Raw genomic sequence first — 20,350 nt, 5'->3', positions numbered from 1 at the left:
GGAAAGCTTTGCAACGCATTTTCGCGGCGCAGGCGAGCGGACGTCGTTCGTCGTGTATGCGGCGTGCCTTCCCGCCTGCGAGGCGCGGGATGTCCCGGCGAGGACATAGCCTTCTTCAGGCTCGCTTGCAGAAGGGGCCGGATGGTGGGCTTGGCAATGGTGCGGAACGCTCGTCTTGCGGGGATTCATGGCAGGGAGCACAAGGAGCACAACCATCTCTTATTCGAGCGGAGCGTCCTCGATGCAGAACAACCCGGAGGGCAGCCAGGAGCTTGGTCATCACGCGGAGCTTGCTGCCGGGCTCTGGCGCCACAGCGCGGCCCCCTCGTCTGTGCTTGCAAGGACCTTCCCGCTGAAAGAAAGGGGAAACGTGCGCAACACGTGGGACTTGCCCGTAGCAACGCGGTCCAGCTGGGGAAGAATTCGCCTTACGCACTCAGCGTCACCACGGGAGTGCCGATACCCTCCGACCTCGTCCCGCGCGTGTACGAAGCCCGTATCTCCGCCCTCTCAGCCGCAGGAGCCGGCACGGCTACAGCCGTCGAGCCAATTCTTGAGGACGGTCAGTCCCGCTCGACCGCTCTTTTCAGGGTGAAACTGTACCGCCCACACCTGACCCACACTGACTGCAGAGGCGTAGCGAACACCGTATTCGGTCCACCCCACCACCTTACGTTGGTCCTCGGGTAGAGCCCAGTAGCTATGCACAAAGTAGAAGTACTCGCCAGGGACAAGCCCGGCGAACAGAGGGCAGTCTCCCTTGAACTCCACGTTGTTCCAGCCGATCTGCGGCACACGCCGTCCCGAAAAACGACGGCACTGGCCTTCTACAAAGCCCAAGCCTGCTGCGCCGGGTGATTCCTCGCTCCCCTCGAGCAGCAGCTGCAGACCCAGGCAAATGCCCAAATAAGGGCGGCCAGCCTCCAGCCACGCCTTGATGGCCTCAAAAAGGCCCGCCGCATGGAGCTGCGCAACCGCATGTCCGAACGACCCCACCCCGGGCAAGATCAACCGGTCCGCGTGGTCCAATTCCCGCGCGCAGCGAACAAGACGGTGCTCTACGCCCAGATAGGATAAGGCCTTACTCACCGAGCGCAAATTGCCCGCACCATAGTCAACTATCCCGATCATCGATCATTCCTTTTGTGCTGGGAATTTCACCGGCGGCCCGGGGATTGACCTGGCAAGCCATGGCGAGGGCTTTGCCAAATGCCTTGAAGATCGCCTCCATCTTGTGGTGATCGCTCCGGCCATAGGGCATACGCACCACCACGTTGGCTCCCAGGTGCACGGCGAAAGCATAGAAGAAATCTTCCAAGAGGTCTGAGTCGAGGTCACCGCAGAACTGGCGGCTGAAGTGGACATCGTACTGCAGGTAAGGGCGGCCGCCGATGTCCACGGCCACCACGGCCAGCGCCTCATCCATGGGGTAGACAAAGTAGCCGGCACGATTGATGCCGCGCCTATCGCCTAGGGCCTGGGCAAAGGCCTTGCCCAATACCAGGCCGCAATCCTCGAGCAGATGGTGCTGGTCCACGTGCAGGTCTCCACTGGCGGTGCAGGTGAGATCAAAGACTCCGTGCTTCGCAAAGGCCTCGAGCATGTGCGTGAGCAAGCCGATGGGGGTGGTGACGTGCGCCTCTCCCTTGCCATCGATATTGAGCTCAACAAGGATCTCTGTCTCCCGGCTCCGACGCTCCACGCGGGCGCTACGCATCACCTGAGCACCTCCTCTATGCTGTTCACATCCGGGATGACTGCTACGGCACCGTACCTGCGCAACAGAGCCGCGCGGGCTGCACCTTCTTCCCCCGCTTGGTTGGCGAGTACGGCGATGGGCGCCACATTTGCCCCTCGGGCAGCAATGATGTCGTCGACGTTATCACCCACGTACCACCCCCCTTCTGCGCCCAATGCGGCCAGCGCAAGGCGGAGGCCATCCGGGTGGGGCTTCTGGCGGTCCCGCGGCAGGTCATCCATGGTCACCACCGCCCCGAAGAAGTGCTGCATGCCAGCGCGCTGTAGTGTCCAGAGTGCTTCACGGCGGGGTCTGCCAGTCACTACGCCCAGCGCATAGCGGCCTGCCAACCGCTCAGCCACCTCCGCACGCAACAGCCATCGCTCGTTGTTGATCAGCCCATCAAAATTCTGCCCGAGGTAGAGTTCCTGGAACACGCTGACGACCTCTTCTAGAGGGACCTCCACGCCCCGGTCATGCAAGAGCAGGCGGGTCAACTCCCAATCGTTGTTGCAACCTCCCGCATCCTTGTAGGCCTGGATCTCTCCAGCCGAGACGGTAGCTCCGGAGAAGTGCTCGACCGTAGCCGCGATGGCCCGTCGATAGGAACCGGACACATCCACGAGCACCCCATCCATGTCGAAGAGCACGGCCTTCATGCCAACTCAGCAAGCGAAGCCCGCAGGGCTGCCAAGAACGCCTGGTTTTCGGCAGGGGTGCCAACGGTGACGCGCAGCCAGTCACTCAGCGCACCCCCAAAGGATCGCACCAAGACGCCACGGCGGCGCAGGGCCGAAAACAACATGGCCGATGACACCGCCTGGTGACGGAAAAGCACAAAGTTTGCACGCGAGGGCACTGCCTGGACCCCAGGAATGCCTGGCAGCGCCGCCAGGAGTTCTTCCCTCTGGCGCACCACTTCCTGAATTTCCTGCTCCAGCACTTCGCGGTGGGCCAGCATTACCTCGCCGGCAATCTGTTGCAAGATACCCACCGAGAACGGCAGCCGCGCCTTTGCCAGCTCGGCCACCAGTTGCGGTGGTCCCAGGAGGTAGCCAAGTCGCACACCCGCAAGGCGAAGAGCTTTGGAAAAGGTGCGGAGCAGCACGAGATTACCGTAGCTCCGCAGCAGGGGCGAGGCGGTCTCGCCGTGGAACTCAAAGTAAGCCTCGTCCACGCAGACCAGGCACTCGACCCGCGCCACCAGCTCCTCAATGTCGGAAATGGACATCCAGGTGCCCGTGGGATTGTTGGGCGTGGCGAAGATGACCAGGCGCGCCCCGTGGGCAGCGGCCACCAGCGCCTCCGGGTCAAATGCAAAGTCGGGCCCCAGTGGCACCTCTTGCACCCCTGCTCCCAGAATGCGTGCTACTCGACTGTACACGGCAAAGCCAGGAGTAACAGTGACAATGGAGTCGCCACTGTCACAGGTTGCGGCAATCACCGTCTGGATGAGCTCGTTTGAGGCATTGCCCACCAGCACGCACGCCGCTGGCACCCCGGCATAGGCCGCGATGGCCATCACCAACGCCTCTGCCTGCCCATCCGGGTAGCGCTGCCAGGAGGTTGCCGCCAACCGCGCCAGGATTTCCTTCTTGATCTCCTCGGGCACGTCGCGCGGGAACTCATTCTGATTGAGCTTGACCATCTGCGCATCTTGGGGCACCTCGTAGCGCGACAACTCCCGCACCCGCTGTTTGATCAGGTTCATATGATTACCTTTTTGAACTCGTACTCGAGAATGTCGGTAGCGCCCATCTTTTTGAGCAAAGGGATGAGGCGGATAATCTCGGAGCGGCGCACCGCTGCCTTGACTGCATACCCCTGCTCGCCGTAGAGCTGAGAAATCGTCGGTGCCCGCATGCAGGGGAGAAGGCGCACCACTGCCTCCAGCCTTTCGGCGGGCACATTCATCTCCAACATCACCCTCTCCCGGGCGTTGAGCACGGCCGTGAAAAGCGTCACCAGCTCTTCGATCTTTTCCCGCTTGCGTTCGTCTTGCATGGCGCGCGCATTGGCAATGAAGCGGGTCGACGACTCCATCACCGTGGCAACGATGCGCAACCCGTGTGCGCGGAGCGTCTGGCCTGTGGCGGTGTTGTCGATAATCATGTCAGCATCCTCCGGCGGAAATGCCTCGGTGGCACCGTAGGTGCGGAGGAGGATAAAGTCGTACCCCTGCTGGCTGAGGAACTGGCGGGAGATGCGCTCGTATTCAGAGGCGACGACCAGACGGCGGCTGCGCAGCTCTGCGGTCTTGAGCTGGGCCGGCACCGCTGCGACAATGCTCACCGGGTCCAGGCGCAGGTCCATGAGTTCTTCCACCCGCGCCCCAGTCTCCACGATCCAGTCCAGGCCGGTGAAGCCGCAGTCGTGCGAGCCAAGCTCGACGAGTTGGGCGATGTTTTGCGGCTTCATGATCTTCACCTGCAGCTCCGGATCGTTGACCGCTGGCACGTACTGCCGATCGTTTTCCCGCAACACAAAACCGGCGTCGGTGAGAAGCTGCACCACGCCATTGTGGATGTGACCCTTGGGGATGACCAGTTTAACCTTGCGCATCGTCTCCTCTTTTGGTGATGACCCGTACCAGTTCCTCCAAGCCGCGCAGATAACCGTCGGGTCCCAACCCGGCAATCTGCGCCACACACACCGGCGCAATCACCGAGACGCGTCGGAATTCCTCTCGCGCGTAAATGTCCGATAGGTGCACCTCGACTACCGGCAGCGCCACGGCGCCAAGGGCGTCCCGCAGCGCGTAGCTGTAATGGGTAAGAGCCCCGGGGTTGATTAAGATGCCGTCCGCCCACTTTCGCCGCCGGTGAATGAGGTCGATGAGCCGGCCTTCGTGGTTGGATTGCGCGATCTTGACTCGGACACCGAGGAGGCGTGCATGGTTCCTGATCAGCGCGTTGAGCGCGCGCAGCGTCATGGTGCCGTAGATGTGCGGCTCCCGCTCGCCGAGCAGATTCAGGTTGGGCCCGTGAAGTACGAGGACCTTCACTCGTCACCTCCTCCCCAAGGCGTACTCGATGGCCGCCATGAGTTCATGCTCAGTGACGTCGGTGATGACCTGCGGCCAGCCGATGCCCCGCAGACCCACAAAATGTAGCGTGCGGGCATAGTGCTTCTTGTCGGTAGCGACGAACTGCATCACGGCGGAAGGAACGACGCGCGACAAATCCACCGGGCACGGCAGCCGGTTCAGAAGCTCGCCGACCTGTCGGAACTGGTCTCCCGGCAGGAGACCCCGTTGCGCGGAGAGCCAGGCTGCACCACGCATGCCGAAGAGCACCGCCTCGCCGTGGCGGAGGGCCTTGAACCTGGTAGCCGCTTCCAACGCATGCCCGATGGTATGGCCGAAGTTGAGCACCCGCCGCATCCCCTGCTCGCGCTCGTCCCGGCCGACGATACGTGCTTTCACCTGGCAGCATTGACTGATCACCCAGGCGAGGGTTTTCTCGTCCTGCAACGCCAGCAGGGACTCCAACTTGTCCTGCAACAGCTGGAACAGCGCTGGGTGTGCGATGACGGCATATTTGAGCACTTCGGCGAAGCCAGCACGTAGATCGCGCCTCTTCAATGTTGCGAGCGCGGCTGGGTCAATTAGGACGCAGCGCGGATGATAGAAGGTGCCGATGATGTTCTTTGCAGCCGGGTGATTGACTCCCGTCTTGCCGCCTAATGCGCTGTCCACTTGCGCGATGAGGGTCGTCGGAATCTGCACCAAGTCCACCCCGCGCAGGTACGTGGACGCCACAAATCCTGCCAGGTCGCCAACGACCCCTCCCCCAAGGGCGACCACGGTGACACTGCGATCGAGCCGGTCCTCCAAGAGCTTTCCCCACAGCCATTGGCAGGAGCGCAGCGATTTGGATGCCTCGCCCGCAGGGAGGACGTACTGGTTCACCTCAGCACCGGCTGCCCGCAGACTCTGGCTCACCGGCGCGGCGTAAAGCGGAGCCACGTGGCTATCGGTGACCAAGGCCACACGCCTGCCGACCAGGTAAGGGGCGAGCATCTCCCCTACCCGCGCGAGCACACCCGTTTCGACGTGCACGGGGTACGAGCACGTGCCCACTTTGACCTCAATCGTTTCCATCCCTTTTTCCCAGCACCGCCAACAGTTGACTCACCAGCGCCTCGACGGTGGCCGTCTCGTCCACGCGCAGAACCACCTGCGCCTGGCAGTAACGCGGTTCCCGTTCGGCCAACAGGCCTGCAATGGCCAAAGAGCGCTCCTCTCCGTCAAGTCCCTGCAGCAGCGGACGGGCCCTATCTTTGGCGAGTCGCTGACTCAACAGGGAGGGCGCGCACTTGATGTACACGGTTATCCCGCTTTCTTGCAGCCGTCGCCAGTTCTCACTGTCCACGACTGCTCCTCCGCCGACCGCCACCACCTGGCCTACCTGCCTGCTCACCGTTTCGATCACCTGCCGTTCTATCTGGCGAAAATGGCCTTCCCCTTCTATGGCGAAGAGATCAGCGATGCTGCGCCCGGTCAGTTGCTCGATGAGCTGGTCGGTGTCGACAAAGGGCATGCCCAGGCGTGCAGCAAGGGCTCGTCCGAGGCTGCTCTTCCCTGCGCCCATAAAGCCGATGAGATAGATGTTACCGGACTTTGTTGTGCTCATAGGCTGCGAGCAGCTCAGGCAAGGAGTCGCCGCCGAACTTTTCCAGGATAGCATCGGCAAGCACCAGTTTGACCATGGCCTCTGCAACCACCGCAGCCGCAGGGACAGCGCACACATCTGCCCGTTCGCGATGAGCCGCGGTAGGCTTGCCGCTGCACAAGTCCACAGAACGCAAGGGGCGGGCAAGTGTCGGTATCGGTTTCATGGCGGCGCGCAGCACAATGGGCTGACCGTTGCTCACGCCGCCCTCGATGCCGCCTGCGTGGTTGCTGGCCCGAACCAACCTGCGCCGCGGCCGGGCGACAATCTCGTCGTGCACTTGTGAACCACGAAGGTCTGCAGTTCTCGACCCCAAACCGATTTCCACACTCTTAATGCCAGGGATGGACATCACTGCCATGGCCAAGCGTCCGTCCAGGCGGCGGTCCCAGTGCGCGTAGCCGCCGAGGCCTGGTGGCACGCCCACTGCCACCACTTCCAGCACGCCGCCCACGGAGTCGCCCGCCTCGTGCGCCTCATCGATCGCCGCGAGCATACGCTTTTCGGCTTCAGGATCTAAGCATCGCACCCGGGACTCGTCCGCCTGGGCGCCGAGCTTCCCGCACCACTGCAGGGCACGGCTGCCGGCAACAGCTGGCGTCTCATCAATCGCTTTCCAACTGCTCCACTGGCCGGCGATGGCGGCGACGTGACTGACCACACCGATGCTCAATTGTTCCAGAAGTTCACCAGCCACTGCCCCCAGAGCCACGCGCATGGCCGTCTCGCGGGCACTGGCTCGTTCGATCACGTCGCGTAGGTCAGTGTGCCGGTACTTGAGGGCCCCGGCAAGGTCTGCATGACCAGGGCGCGGCACCGTCACCGGCTCAGGCCGCTCGCCGCTTGCCTCTACAGCCATGACCTCCTGCCAATTCTGCCAGTCCCGATTAGCCACTACGAGGGCCACCGGAGCCCCAGTGGTGCGCCCCAGGCGCACCCCGGCAAGAATCTCCACCCGGTCTTGTTCGATGCCCATGCGCGCGCCCCTCCCATGGCCCGCTTGCCGACGTCGCAACTGGCGGTCAATCTCCTCCCTGCGCACCGGTACCTGAGCGGGCATCCCCTCCAGGATGCCTACCAGCGCCTTGCCGTGCGACTCGCCCGCTGTGAAGTATCGCAGCCTACCCATGACCCTGCAGTTCCTTGCTGAGAAGCCTGCGCATCTTCGCCACGAATTCGTCCTCATTGGCCGGGCGCCGGCCAGTCCACAGCGCCATCGCCTCTACTGCCTGGAAGATGAGCATGTCCAGGCCGGGTATTGTCTGCGCCCCACGCTCTGTCGCCTCCCGCAGCAAGCGAGTGCGCAGCGGATTGTAGACGAGGTCGAACACCGCCAGGCCTTTGCTCAGGTACTTGCCTGCCACAGGCGACTCGTGATGCCGTGGCCACATCCCACAAGGCGTGGCATTGACCAGGAGCGCTGCGCCATCGAAGCTCTGGGCAAAGGCAGCTTCTTCCCACGCGAACGCGGATAGTTCGGTTCTGCCGCACGATTCGGCCAATTCTCTGGCGAGTCGTTCTCCTCTGATCAATGAGCGGCTGTGGATGTGCACCCCTGCCGCCTCCATTTTCGCCAGCGCCCACACCGCTGCGCGCGCCGCGCCCCCTGCGCCCAGCACCACCACCTTGTGGCCGCGCACGTCAACCCCATGTCGCTTCAAGGCCAGTTCTATTCCAACCACGTCCGAATTGTAGCCCACCAGCCGGCCGTTCGCGTTGACAACGACATTGACTGCTCCCACCGCTCGGGCCTCTGGGGACACCCCATCCAGCAGCGGCAGGACCGCCTCTTTGTGCGGGAGGGTGACGTTGACCCCCTTCACGCCAAGCGCCTTCAACCCAGCGAGGGCCACGGCCAGCTCGTCGCGGCGTACCCGAAAGGCATGGTAGCAGTAGTTCACGCCAAGGGCGCGAATCAGGTGCCCATGAAGGAGCGGCGAAACGGAATGTTCCACAGGGTCGCCGATGAGCCCGAGCGTCTGAGTGTGCGCGTCAGCCACGGCCCAGCTCCTCAAGCAGGGCGAAGAAGCCGGGAAAGGAGATATCCACACACTCGGCCTGGCGGATCACGGTCGGGCCGTCCGCAAGCAAGCCAGCAACCGCGAAGCTCATAGCGATGCGGTGGTCGCCAAAGCTATCTACCACGGCGCCCTTCAGCTTCTGGGGACCGGGAATAACGAGCCCGTCTTCCAGCTCCTCCACCTCGGCGCCCATCGCCCTGAGGTTAGCAGCCACAGCCCGGATGCGGTCACTCTCCTTCACGCGCAGCTCTCTTGCGCCCCGGATATGGGTGACGCCTTCGGCCTGCGTAGCCACGACCGCCAGCACTGGCAGTTCGTCAATCAGGCGCGGGACAAGCGCACCCTCAATTTCTACGGCCTGCAAGGGGCCTGCCTCGACAAGCACATCGGCCACCGGCTCCCAGGACTCCGCTTTTTCTTCCAACGCCAAGCGCGCGCCCATGTCCCTCAGAACCTCGAGTACGCCGCTGCGGGTGGGGTTGATGCCTACTCCCTCGACACGCAGCGACGATCCCTCGACCACGGCCGCTGCCGCGAGGAAAAATGCTGCCGAGGATATGTCCCCCGGCACCTCAACGCTGGCGGCCTGCAACCGTGCCGGCCCCCAGACGGCCACCGCTCTTCCGTCCACGCTTATCGGCACGCCGAAGTGGGGGAGCATGCGCTCTGTGTGATCGCGCGTGGGCGCCGGCTCCATGACCTCCGTTTTCCCTTCGGCAAAAAGTCCTGCCAACAGCACTGCCGACTTGACCTGGGCACTGGCAACCGGCATCGCATAGGAGATGGCCTTGAGCCTGTTGCCCCGGATGTGCAGTGGTGCAAAGCCTCCTGGCGTGGACTCGATGCGTGCGCCCATCATGCTCAGGGGCTCGATGACGCGCGCCATAGGCCGCCGCCGCAGGGACTCGTCCCCGGTGATGGACGCGGCAAACCGTTGCCCGGCCAGAACTCCAGCGAGCAGGCGCATGGTCGTCCCGGAATTGCCCGCATCGAGCACGGCAGATGGCGGCCGCAAACCGCGCAGGCCCACGCCGTCCACGATGGCCTCGCTCCCCCGCACGCGAATCGGCACCCCTAAGGCTTGCAGACACGACATCGTGCTCTGCACGTCCTTGCCTGGGCAAAGGTTGCGGATGCGCGTCCGGCCCTCGGCTATGGCGCCACAGATCAGGGCCCGATGGGAAATCGACTTGTCCCCTTGCACACGCACCGTGCCGCGCAGGGCACCGCCAGGTCTAATCTCCCGGTCCATCGTCTCACTCCACTGTGCGCACCCGGTAACCCAGGCTGCCAATGAGCTCTGCGGCGCGCTTGCGACAAGCCTCCGACTCGAAAGCCATGCGGATGCTGCCGGCCTCACCCTCCCGCACCTTCAGCACCTCGATGTCCTTGATGTTGATCTCCTCGGCGGCCAGGGCCCCGGCCATCGCCGCGATCACCCCAGGCCGATCTTCCACCTGAACGATGAGGTCATAGTGCGGCTTGAGGAAGCCCTTTGTGTCGCGCGGAATGAACAGCCTGCTCCGGGCAGCACTGTCGAATTCTACCGCCAAATCGCCCGCCAGAAGCTTGCCCCGGATCCGCTCCAGCTCCGCGATGTATTCATCCACAAAGGGCACGATCTGCTCGACGTTGGTGGCAAGCACGTCAGCCCACATGCGGTAAGGGCTGGACGCGATGCGCGTCATGTCCCGGAAACCTCCAGCAGCTAACTTGAGCAGGTGCGGCATGTCGGATTGATGGCGGGCGACCATGTTCATCAACGCCACAGCCAGAAGCTGGGGGAGATGACTGACTGCAGCCGCCACGCGGTCGTGCAACAGGGGGCTGACGATGAGCACCTTGGCCCCCACCTGCTCCAGGAGACCGCCTAAGGAGCGGACCACACGCGCCGGGGTCTTTGCAGCCGGGGTGAGCACCCACACCGCGTTTTCGAACAAGAGCGGATCTGCTGCGCGCAGACCCTGCCGTTCGGAGCCCGCCATCGGGTGCCCACCCACGAAGTAACAGCCCGAAGGAACCACAGCTTCGGCTACCTGCACTATCTTGCGCTTGCTGCTCCCGACATCGGTGATTATGGCGCCTGGTCGGACCGCAGCCGCCACCCGAGGCAGAAGGCGAAGGATCTCAGCGATGGGCGTCGCTAACACCACCACGTCGGCCTGTGCTACGCAGCCTTCCACTTCTTCTTTGCCAAATCCTCGGTCGATTGCGCCAAGCTCTCTCCCCAGAGCCACGATGGGCTCCTCGTCAACGGCCAGCACTTCCAGCGTGGGTAGCTTGCGCTTGATGGCCATGGCCAGCGAGCCACCAATCACCCCGATGCCGATGATGGCCACGCGCGTGGGCGCGTTCTGTTGGGCAGTGTCGCTCATTGCGGCTCCGCCACCCTTCTGCCAATGGCCCAGGCGATGATGCGCAGCTCCTCCATCAGGTGGGCGAACTGCTCAGGCAGCAGGGACTGTGCGCCATCGGAGAGCGCCTCGTCCGGACGCGGGTGCACTTCGACCAGCAGCCCGTCGGCTCCGGCCGCCACTGCCGCGCGCGCCATGGGCGCCACCTTGTCGCGCAGGCCAGTGCCGTGGCTAGGATCGGCAATGATGGGCAGATGGCTCCGCTTCTTCACCACCGGTATCGCCGAGATGTCCATGGTGTTGCGCGTGTAGGTTTCGAAGGTGCGAATGCCACGTTCGCACAGCACCACTTGCGCGTTCCCGGCGGCCATGATGTGCTCTGCCGCCATGAGCCACTCCTCGATGGTGGCCGCCATACCCCTCTTCAAGAGCACTGGCTTGCCCGCTCGACCTGCCTCTTTGAGCAAGGAGAAATTCTGCATGTTGCGCGCGCCAATCTGGAGGAGGTCCACGTACAAGGCGACCATCTCCACGTCCCGCGCCTCCATGACCTCCGAGACCGTCGCCAAACCGTGCGCCTGAGCCGCGTTGCGCAGAAAGCGCAACCCTTCTTCGCCCAGCCCCTGGAAGCTATAAGGCGAGGTCCGCGGTTTGAAGGCACCGCCACGAAGCACGCGCGCCCCTGCCTTCTTCACCAAGCCGGCAACCTCGTAGATTTGCGCCTCGCTCTCCACCGCACAGGGGCCGGCCATCACCACGACTTCCTCGCCCCCAACCTCCACGTCCCTGACCCGCACCACCGTGTCCAAGGGGTGAAATGCCCGGCTGGCCAGCTTGTACGGCTCGGTGATGCGCAGCACCTCATGCACGCCGCGCATCACCTCCAAGTCGCGCGTGTCCACCCCTCGCTTGTCACCAATGGCACCGAGGATGGTGCGGTTCACGCCGGTGGAGCGGTGTACCCGAAAGCCAAGGGCCACGAGCTTGTCTTCCACCGCCTGAATGTCTTCCGGGGTTGCGTTGTCGTCCATCACCACGACCATGGGCCTTCCTCCGCGATGCGTGGCCGAAGGCACTTAGGACACGACAGGTAGGCGCTTGAGCGCCTCCGCCACTTTCTCTTCCGGATACTCAAAGTCCTGCAACTTCCCGCTGAGGAAGCTTTCGTAGGCCGCCATGTCAAAGTGGCCATGGCCGCTGAGGTTGAAAAGGATGGTGCGCGCCTTCCCTTCCTCCTTGCACCGGAGTGCCTCGTCGATAACCACCCGGATGGCGTGGTTGCTCTCCGGGGCCGGAATGATACCCTCATGGCGGGCAAAGGTCACTCCTGCCTGGAAGGTCTCCACCTGATTGACCGCCCGCGCCTCTACGAGCCCTAAACGATGCAGGTGGCAGATAATCGGCGCCATGCCGTGGTAGCGCAGACCGCCCGCGTGCACCGGCGGTGGTACAAAGTCGTGACCCAAGGTGTACATCTTCAACAGGGGAGTCAGCCCCGCACTGTCGCCAAAGTCGTAAGCGTACAGCCCCTTCGTGACCGTCGGGCAACTGGCCGGCTCCACGTTGATGACGCGGAGGTGGGGCTGCGTCCCGTCGATTTTGTCCTTCAAGAAAGGCAGGTACAGCCCAGCAGCGTTGGAGCCCCCGCCGATGCAGCCGACGATGACGTCGGGATAATAGCCAGCCAGCTCCATCTGCCGTTTTGCTTCCAAGCCGATGACGGTCTGGTGCAGCAACACGTGGTTGAGCACGCTGCCCAAGGAATAGTGGGTGTCGTCGCGGGTCACAGCCTCCTCCACCGCCTCGCTGATGGCGATGCCGAGACTGCCAGGGCTGTCCGGATCACGGGCCAACACCGCTCGGCCGGCCTTGGTCTCATTGCTGGGACTGGGGATGCAGGTGGCGCCCCATGTCTCCATGAGGATGCGGCGATAGGGCTTCTGACGATAGCTAATCGCCACCATGTAGATTTTCACCTCCACTCCGAACAACATGCCACCCAGCGCCAACGCGCTCCCCCACTGTCCAGCCCCCGTCTCGGTGGTGATCCGCTTGATGCCTTCCTTGGCATTGTAGTAGGCCTGTGCGACTGCGGTGTTGGGCTTGTGGCTGCCCGCCGGGCTGACCCCCTCGTACTTGTAGAAGATGCGCGCCGGTGTATCCAGCGCCTTCTCCAGTCGTCTGGCCCTGTACAGCGGCGTAGGGCGCCAGAGTGCGTATACCTCCCGCACTTCATCGGGAATGTCGATCCAGCGCTCCCTGCTCACCTCCTGCATGATGAGCGCCATCGGGAAGAGCGGTGCCAGGTCATCCGGACCTACTGGCTTGCCCGTGGCCGGATGAAGCACCGGCGGCAGCGGCTCTGGGAGATCCGCCTGGATGTTGTACCATTGCCGCGGCACCTCCTTCTCATCCAGCTGGTACTTGACTCTGTCCATTGCGCACTCCTCACCTTTTCGTTCAGTTCCTTCCTGGGCACGCCCAGGGCCAGCTACTCGTCGAAGATAAAGGTCGGTTCCTGGTAGAAGCGGATAGATTTGCTTCTGATCTTCTCTGCCAAGTGCCGTTGCAGCCATTCATTCAGTTCCGCAGCGCTGCTGCCTCTTGCCAAAACCTCCAGGGGAAGATTGAAGAATAGCGCGCGCTTGGGCACCAACACGCGGGTGATGCCGCTTGGCACCTTCACGTTGTTCGTCGTGAGCTCGACAATTTCGTCTTTGCTGAAGGTTCGGAAGGAGACCAGAGCGCTGAACTCGGCATAGTTGCGCTGCAGGTGCTCAAGGTTCGTGTAACTCACCCGGTCCATGTACGCCGAGCCGTGATACAGGCTGGTCACCTGGGCAAGCAGGCGCACAAGGTGGAATATGTCCCCGTCGGCGCAGAGGTGCAAGTGGGAGCGGTCGGGAAACTGCAGGCGGGCGATAGCATCAGCTTCCGGGACAGGCTCCTCGTTCACCATGAGGCCCTCAATCTCCGCCAGTCTCTGCTGGAAATAGGATCTGTCCAGGCGCTCTACAGCGTGGTGCCACTGGGAAATCACTAAGCCAGGATCAAAAAGGTCGATCTCCTGCACGAGCACGTGCCGGAAGCCCAGGGTGCGTAGGGCCGTGAGGCGATTGGCGCCATCGAGGAGGATGCGTCGCCGGGCACCATTGACATCCGCAACAATGGGCGGGTTCCTGAGCACCCCCTCCTTTTCGAGTTTTGCGGTGAGCAGCGTCGCACGTTCCTCATCCGGCTCCTCGTGAAACAGAACGTCCTCGATCGGAAGAATGCTCAGGCGCGGCAGCTCGCCTATCTTCAGCTGGTCATTGCCTTGGGCCACGTCACCTCCTGCTTTGCTGTTCCTGAACGCTGCGACAGGCAGCGATGATTTCCACAAAGATGCGGCGAAGCGAGGAGCCGGGCAGGGGCCCTGCCGCCTCCCTCTCCACCCGCGCCAACACGGTTGCCTCCCGCTCCGGGTCGCGAGCCGAAAGCCCACGCTCTCGCTTGATGGCGCCAATGCGCAGGGCACAGCGCGCCCGTTCATTTAGCAGCGCGATGATGGCACCGTCGATCTCGTCGATTCTCTTTCTTGCCACGACAAGGGGATCGTCCACCACATCCCTCCTCCGAAACGTTCCGGGCCTCATTTGGTCAGCAACCTATGACCACATCGGCTCCACCAGCCGTCGGTGGACATGAACAACTTGTCCCCACCCACGGACAGACAGGCCGTGGGCACCAGCGGATTACCGCCGGGGATAGGTGCGTCCCTCCGTGGAGAATCTCAAAGGTCTGACAGCGTTGCACCACAGGGCATGGCCACAAAAACAAAACGCCCACCACGCTGCTCTGTGGTGGGCTGAATTTGCCTCTTGCTTATGCTTGGTAGTGCCTCAGGTCAGGGACAAATCCCTCCCACCACTGATATGATAATACCAGCACCAAAACCACTGATGGGAGGGATGTCGCTGCACCTGAAGAGTAGCCATAGCTTTGCCTTTGTTTGCTGCAAATATACTCAAAACCGAGCAGCTTGTCAAGCACTTTCTTCCGGAAGGGCGACTCGATGAGCGCTCGCTTCCTGCCCTGCGCCCCTCTTTGGCTCCGTCACAGCCTGCATTCCGCGCAGGTGGGGAGCGCTGCGCCGCCTATCCAACAGATGAAAGAACGCGAGCACAGGGTGACGAAAAAGCATGCGCGGCCCGGCGTAGCGCATCACCGCCCGGATCCTTGCCCGCATATCCTTGCGAAAACAGTGCACGACACACTTGGCGCAGGTGGGCTTGTTCGCCCCAAAAGGGCATCGCGCCACACGCTGGCGAGCGTAGGCCAAGAGCTCCGTACACTCGGCGCACAGACCAACCCGGCTACCATGTACTCCGGCACAATAGGTGCGGACCATGACCGCGACGGTCCTCTCTTCACGCAGAAGGCGACTGCTAGCTCGTTCCACCATGTGACACCGGAATCCTGATGTGATCGGTCCTAAACGGGGAGGCCGCCGTGCAACTGACGGCCTCCCCACGTCACTTTAGAGCTCCGTTCCCAGCTCCTTCCACACCGATTCCCCTGCCTTGATGGCCGGTGGCTTCAGCCTCCGGTACGTGGAGAACAAGAAATAGGCCAGGGGTACTACCCCGAGGAGAATGATAATCAAATCGGGGATCATGCGCAGCTGTCCCAGCAACACCACCGGCTCCCGTTCAAAGAAAGAGGCGTCCCGTGCAACCCAGAGCCCCTCTTTGAAGCTCGTCCAGGCCTGCATAATGCCCACCGGCAACAGGGTGGCCAGGGCCATCAGGAGCAGACCACCGTTCAGGCCCCAGAAGGAAAGCCCAAGCAGGCGGTCGTTCCACCGCGCCTTCTCCACCAGGCCGCGCCACGAGAAAAGTAGCAACGCGATGGACAACATGCCATAGGTGCCGAACAAGGCTGTGTGACCGTGATTCATGGTCAGATAGGTGCCATGCTCGAAGTAGTTGACAATGGGCAGATTGATCAGAAATCCGAACACGCCAGCCCCGAGAAAGGTCCAGAAGGAGGAGGCAACCAGGAAGTAGAAGGGCCAACGATAAGGGAACTCCTGCCCTTGCCCCTTGACCGCCTTGTATTCCATCAATGCCCTCACCACCAGGCCAAACAGCGGCACCGGCTCCATGGACGAAAAGACAGCACCCCAGCCAAGCCAGAACGAGGGACCGCCATACCAGAAGTAGTGGTGGGCGGTGCCGATGATCCCGGTGAGGAAGACCAGGGCGGCCGTGAAGTAGGCCACCCGCAGCGCCGCCTGGGCCGTCACCAGCCCCATGGCCACCAACAGGGTGGAAATCACAGCCACGCCGAAGAACTCGAAAATGCTCTCCACCCAGATGTGCACCACGAACCAGCGCCAGTAATCGGCCAGTGTGAGGTGGGTACCCCGGCCGTACATGAGACCAAAGCCGAAAAACCCCACCACCAGGATGGCACTGAGCAGATAGAACCAGATCAGCGCGGTAAACTCGTCCTTGTGCTTGAGCCGGAGGTGGTGAGCCACCGCGCGGTAGACGATGAGCAGCCAGGCGATAAGTCCTACGAAAAGGAGAATCTGCCACAGCCGACCAAGCTCAAGATACTCCCACCCCTGATGCCCGAGCCAGAACCACGCCTTGCCGAGCAACCCCTTGATGCCCGCCACCTCGCCAAAAAGGCTACCCAGGGCAACAGCGACCACGGCGACGAACAGGATGTTCACCAGGAGCCCTTGCCGCTTCGGCTCCCGCCCGCCCAGGATGGGCGCCAAGTAGATGGCTGAGGCCACCCAGGTAGTGGCAATCCAGAAGATGGCCAATTGCAGATGCCAGCTCTTTGCCCAACTGTACGGCATGACCTTGGCGATCCACGACACGTAGAAGCTGCGCGGATGCACCGTGTAGTGGGCGAGCAGCCCTCCGAAGGTGGTCTGCAGGAGGAACAGAAGGATGACGACAAGGAAGAACTTTGCGGCTCGGAACTGGCTGGGCGTAAGCGGCATGTCAATGAGTCTCTCCGCCAGGGGCACGCCGCGCGCCTCCCCGTACCAAAGCTGATGGTGGTGCACCCAATAGATGAACAGCCCCAACACGATGAACAGGGAAAAGATACCCCCCAGCGTCCAGAGGTAGACGTTCGTGGTGGCAGTATTGCCCACGCTGCGATCAGGAGGCCAATTGTTGGTGTAGGAGTAGTCTTCCCCAGGGCGCTGCACCGAGGCAACCCAGGCAGTCCAGAAGAAAAAGCGCGCGATCTGCTGCCGGTCTGCGGGATCCTTGACCGTTTGCGGCAAGAAGCCGTAGCGAAGCTCCCCCTCTCCCAGTACCTTGTCCCAGTACTGCTGCACGCGCGCTAAGGCCTTGACTTGGGTGGGCGTGAGCACCAGCCGATCCGCCTCAGGATCGTAGCGATTCTCCTTGACCTCCCACTTGGTCTTCAAGTCAACGAGCTCTCTTTCCGTTTGGTCCAGTTCTGCGTACGAGCGACCAAACTCCTGAAATGCCGCCTCATCGCGCAGGACCTCGCCGATGAGGTGCAGGGTGAGGGCCGAGAATTCCGGCCCGCGCTGCGAACCGTGCCCCCACACACTGCCATGGTCCATCAGGCCATGCCGTTGATAGACCTCCTGCCCCTGCAGTATGTCCGCCCGGGTGAAGAGGACTCTCCCCTCGCCATCGGTCACGCTACCCGGATAGGGGGCAAGTTGCCGCTTGGCTGCCAGTCCACCACCCAACAGTACCACCATCGCTACCACAAAGGCGGCAATGGCTGCCCATTTCAGCTTTGCGATGGACATTGTGCACCTCCTTCAGTTGGTCTCCTGCCTCATACGCACAGGGGCACCGCGACGAGGCCCCTGCCGAACCTGCCATTACCAGTCCAGCAGTCGCTTCTCCCCGGTGAGCGCGCGAATGCCGGGCACGTCCTGCGTCTCATCAAGACAACCACGATAGACTCCTGCCCTGTCGCGCACCGCAAAGTAGCGGATGTGAATAAAGCGCCCATGCGCGGTGATCCAAAACTCAGCCACGTCCTTCTTGCCGCTGCGAAAATCGTCAAGGATTTGCTGCACGATGTGCACGCTCTTCGGCGGGTGGCACTTTTGCACCTTGCGCCCGATAACTCCAGGACTCCGCGGAAAGATCCGCTCTCTGGTGGCCGAGTAGTAGACCACTTCGTCACGCTCATTAACGAACGAAAGGTCGATTGGCAAGTGGGTCAGGATCAGGTTGGCCTGCTCAGGAGTCAAGTGGCCGGTGTCGAAGTTCCACGCCTGCGCAGGTGCTGCCACGGGAGGAGGTTCCTCAGCTTTCGGCTCCCAGGGCGGGGGTGGAGCAATCCAGGCAAACCCGATCTCTTCCTCGCCCGACTTCACCCGCGCCCATTCCTCCGGCGCCAGGAGCTCCAAGGCCAGGGGGAACAAGATGTGCTCCTCCTTGTAGACCATGTCGGCAATCTCTTGGGAAGCGTGGGCCAGCACAGCGATCGCCTCGGCTGTGTTCCCTCCCTCCAGCAGTTGGGCACACCTCTTGAGCTGCGCACGAATGTCGTCGTGAATCGCCCACATGACCTGCGACGGCCCGCTCACGTCGTGTCTCTCCAGCAGAGGGAAGAGCTGGTTCTCCTTCCGCAGGTAATGCAGGTCGACTTTGCGCAGCTCGCCCACCACGGCGGCGAGCCTGGCCAGCGCCTCCGGGGGAAGGGTAGGTTGTGCGGTGAGCTCTCGGACCTGTTGCAAGAGTCCCTCTATGGCGCGGTTTTCCTGCATGAAGGTGTGCACTGGATGTCCAGGCGGTGCACCAGGCAGCTCGTGGCGCTCCAAAGCCTCTTTGAACACCTCCACGTGCACGTCGCACAGACGCCTGACTTCAGCCTCGGGCATCCCCTCTGCGATGAGCTTCTGCTCCATGGCCGCAATCTCGCTGGGCTCGACGTCCTTGATGAGCTCCCGGAAACGCTGCCTAGCAGTGGCCACGTCCCGCCCCTCGTGCAAGTCGGCAATGATGGCCTTGAGCATCTCGATCCGCTGGGCGGGGTCAGTGACAGTGACCTGGGGGACCACCGAGGTATCCAGCGTCACCTCTTGGCCGGTCTGACGCTTGATCTCCCCGGCTATCTCCGCAAGCAATGTGGCCAGCTCGATGCCGCCGATGGACGCCACCTGCGCAAGGGTAGCCACTTGTCCCACCGTGCGCCGCAGCAAAGGGTTCGTCAGCAGCTTAAACTTCTCCGAGCGACTCACCAAAAAGTCGAGTAAAAACGGGTACTCCTTCAAAAGCTCTCCCACCCGTGTAGATGCTGAGAGATGCATTGCTTTCCTCCTCGTCAACTTGTCGCCAAGGGCAAGCAATCGCCTGATGGGGTAGCAGGCGAGCTATTCCTCCCAGTCATCGCGAATCCACCGTTTGTAGTAGAACTCGTCGTTCTCGTCCGTGGTGAGGCGTTGCATCACCTCGTAGAACCAAAAGTCCAAAGAGGCCTCGTGGAGGTCGAGGCGTGGAAACAGGTTATCCACGCCTTTGTCGAGCACGCGGCCGACGCGGTGCAGGAAGGCCACCGCCAGCTCTGGAATATCGATGAAGGGCAGCTCTTCGCGGCGGCGCAGCTCGTCGTACAGCAGCGCCATGAGTCTGCCGCCGGGGATGTACGACAGGGCGCGCGTCTTCATTACCGGAAAGAAGACGTCAATCACTTTGCGCGAGGTCTTGTAGGCTGCTCTGGTGGCTGCCTGGATGATGTCTTTCGGCAAGAAGAGGCTGGTGGAATAGGGCCCATGGCGACCGTACTCAGGGATTGCAGGGTTGCGGCTGCAGTGGTCCAGGCTGCCACGCCAATCGGCAAAGGCGCTCACTTCCACGTGAATGCCTGCCTTCTCGAGCGCCATGGGGAATTGCACCGCCAGCGTGCCCATGACGTATTTGGTCGTCTCGATGGCCTTGTCGCTAAGCGGCTCCAGTTCCCACTGGAAGAGGCCGTCGCGGTCAATGTCTTTCACGTACACTGGTGGGAATCCCGGCAAGAGCCCAGAGCTTGCCGAGGCGACTGTGTTGATGTACACCACTTCGTCGGCACCAGCCCGGCGCAGAGCCGCCACGATGTGCTCGAAGGCTTCGCCTGAGGCTGCCAGGCCGTCGTTCACCCAGTGGAAGCGCTCCCCGAGATCCAACTGCTCAGCCATCTGCTGCAACAGGAGGCCGCTCTGGTATCCCACCGATAGGGACAAGTCGCGCGAAATGACGGTCAGGCTGCCGCGACGCCCCAGACGGAACAGAGTCGCCACAGCCAGGGCGCCGCCAAGGCCCTGGCCAGTCGCCCCGGCCAAGACGAAATGACGGTCCGCCATCCAGTCGAGATGGTAGAGGCGTCTGTTCACCAAAAGCGTCTGTTCGGCGCGCGTCCTCTCGATGAATTCTCTGGCCACCTTTGGGAAGCGCTCCGCCTCTGCTCTGGTGGGGCGCCGCAAAGGGGGCGCACCGCGCCTAATGGGCAAACCTGGCGCGGGCCGCGCAAATGGGCTAAGAGCCTTTGTCACCATTCCACCCGATCCCTCCACAGTTGCGATTC

General features: G+C 62.5%; 20 protein-coding genes. All 20 read right to left on the bottom strand.

Going from position 1 to position 20,350, the window contains the following annotated elements:
- Window positions 1-510: 510 nt before the first annotated feature.
- Entirely contained in the window at window positions 511-1,131 is a 621-nt protein-coding gene (gene hisH, locus H5U38_03450) for an imidazole glycerol phosphate synthase subunit HisH (protein ID MBC7186071.1), read from the bottom strand.
- Window positions 1,115-1,717 carry an imidazoleglycerol-phosphate dehydratase HisB gene (gene hisB / locus H5U38_03445; GenBank protein MBC7186070.1) on the bottom strand — a complete coding sequence of 201 codons (603 nt, stop codon included), beginning with the start codon at window positions 1,715-1,717 and terminating at the stop codon, window positions 1,115-1,117. Before hisB ends, hisH begins: the two co-directional genes overlap by 17 nt.
- Complete coding sequence (locus H5U38_03440) at window positions 1,717-2,397, bottom strand: TIGR01548 family HAD-type hydrolase (GenBank protein ID MBC7186069.1); 681 nt, start codon at window positions 2,395-2,397, stop codon at window positions 1,717-1,719. The genes hisB and H5U38_03440 overlap by 1 nt, the downstream gene beginning before the upstream one ends.
- Window positions 2,394-3,449, bottom strand: a complete 1,056-nt coding sequence (gene hisC / locus H5U38_03435) for a histidinol-phosphate transaminase (protein ID MBC7186068.1) — start codon at window positions 3,447-3,449, stop codon at window positions 2,394-2,396. Before hisC ends, H5U38_03440 begins: the two co-directional genes overlap by 4 nt.
- Window positions 3,446-4,300: an ATP phosphoribosyltransferase gene (locus tag H5U38_03430; protein ID MBC7186067.1), complete on the bottom strand. Its 855-nt coding sequence runs from the start codon at window positions 4,298-4,300 to the stop codon at window positions 3,446-3,448. The genes hisC and H5U38_03430 overlap by 4 nt, the downstream gene beginning before the upstream one ends.
- Entirely contained in the window at window positions 4,287-4,742 is a 456-nt protein-coding gene (gene aroQ, locus H5U38_03425) for a type II 3-dehydroquinate dehydratase (GenBank protein ID MBC7186066.1), read from the bottom strand. The genes H5U38_03430 and aroQ overlap by 14 nt, the downstream gene beginning before the upstream one ends.
- A 3-nt stretch (window positions 4,743-4,745) precedes the next feature.
- Window positions 4,746-5,840 (bottom strand): 3-dehydroquinate synthase, encoded by a 1,095-nt coding sequence (gene aroB / locus H5U38_03420; GenBank protein MBC7186065.1) that lies wholly within the window; start codon window positions 5,838-5,840, stop codon window positions 4,746-4,748.
- The gene (locus H5U38_03415) at window positions 5,827-6,372 is read right to left on the bottom strand and encodes a shikimate kinase (GenBank protein MBC7186064.1); all 546 of its coding nucleotides are present in this window, start codon (window positions 6,370-6,372) and stop codon (window positions 5,827-5,829) included. Before H5U38_03415 ends, aroB begins: the two co-directional genes overlap by 14 nt.
- A complete protein-coding gene (aroC, locus tag H5U38_03410; GenBank protein MBC7186063.1) occupies window positions 6,350-7,531 on the bottom strand; it encodes a chorismate synthase in 1,182 nt (393 codons plus the stop codon). Before aroC ends, H5U38_03415 begins: the two co-directional genes overlap by 23 nt.
- A gap of 1 nt (window position 7,532) precedes the next feature.
- Complete coding sequence (locus H5U38_03405; GenBank protein ID MBC7186062.1) at window positions 7,533-8,411, bottom strand: shikimate dehydrogenase; 879 nt, start codon at window positions 8,409-8,411, stop codon at window positions 7,533-7,535.
- Entirely contained in the window at window positions 8,404-9,684 is a 1,281-nt protein-coding gene (aroA, locus tag H5U38_03400; GenBank protein ID MBC7186061.1) for a 3-phosphoshikimate 1-carboxyvinyltransferase, read from the bottom strand. Before aroA ends, H5U38_03405 begins: the two co-directional genes overlap by 8 nt.
- Window positions 9,685-9,688: 4 nt before the next feature.
- Window positions 9,689-10,807 carry a prephenate dehydrogenase/arogenate dehydrogenase family protein gene (locus H5U38_03395; protein MBC7186060.1) on the bottom strand — a complete coding sequence of 373 codons (1,119 nt, stop codon included), beginning with the start codon at window positions 10,805-10,807 and terminating at the stop codon, window positions 9,689-9,691.
- Window positions 10,804-11,829 (bottom strand): 3-deoxy-7-phosphoheptulonate synthase, encoded by a 1,026-nt coding sequence (gene aroF / locus H5U38_03390; GenBank protein MBC7186059.1) that lies wholly within the window; start codon window positions 11,827-11,829, stop codon window positions 10,804-10,806. Before aroF ends, H5U38_03395 begins: the two co-directional genes overlap by 4 nt.
- Window positions 11,830-11,862: 33 nt before the next feature.
- The gene (locus H5U38_03385) at window positions 11,863-13,224 is read right to left on the bottom strand and encodes a TrpB-like pyridoxal phosphate-dependent enzyme (protein ID MBC7186058.1); all 1,362 of its coding nucleotides are present in this window, start codon (window positions 13,222-13,224) and stop codon (window positions 11,863-11,865) included.
- A gap of 53 nt (window positions 13,225-13,277) precedes the next feature.
- Window positions 13,278-14,111 carry a hypothetical protein gene (locus H5U38_03380; GenBank protein MBC7186057.1) on the bottom strand — a complete coding sequence of 278 codons (834 nt, stop codon included), beginning with the start codon at window positions 14,109-14,111 and terminating at the stop codon, window positions 13,278-13,280.
- Between the two features lies 1 nt (window position 14,112).
- Entirely contained in the window at window positions 14,113-14,388 is a 276-nt protein-coding gene (locus tag H5U38_03375) for a chorismate mutase (protein ID MBC7186056.1), read from the bottom strand.
- A gap of 422 nt (window positions 14,389-14,810) precedes the next feature.
- Window positions 14,811-15,230: a nitrous oxide-stimulated promoter family protein gene (locus H5U38_03370; protein ID MBC7186055.1), complete on the bottom strand. Its 420-nt coding sequence runs from the start codon at window positions 15,228-15,230 to the stop codon at window positions 14,811-14,813.
- 75 nt (window positions 15,231-15,305) lie between these two features.
- Window positions 15,306-17,582, bottom strand: coding sequence for a cbb3-type cytochrome c oxidase subunit I (locus H5U38_03365; protein MBC7186054.1), 2,277 nt, complete (start codon window positions 17,580-17,582; stop codon window positions 15,306-15,308).
- A gap of 75 nt (window positions 17,583-17,657) precedes the next feature.
- Window positions 17,658-19,097, bottom strand: coding sequence for a DUF438 domain-containing protein (locus tag H5U38_03360; protein ID MBC7186053.1), 1,440 nt, complete (start codon window positions 19,095-19,097; stop codon window positions 17,658-17,660).
- Between the two features lie 63 nt (window positions 19,098-19,160).
- On the bottom strand, window positions 19,161-20,321 hold the full coding sequence (locus tag H5U38_03355) for a hypothetical protein (GenBank protein ID MBC7186052.1): 1,161 nt from the start codon (window positions 20,319-20,321) through the stop codon (window positions 19,161-19,163).
- Window positions 20,322-20,350: the final 29 nt, after the last annotated feature.

The sequence above is a fragment of the Calditrichota bacterium genome (assembly GCA_014359355.1).
Taxonomy (GTDB): domain Bacteria; phylum Zhuqueibacterota; class Zhuqueibacteria; order JANLFK01; family Oleimicrobiaceae; genus Oleimicrobium.
The sequence above is the reverse complement of the archived record's forward strand: the minus strand, read 5'-3'. Positions and strand labels throughout refer to the sequence as shown.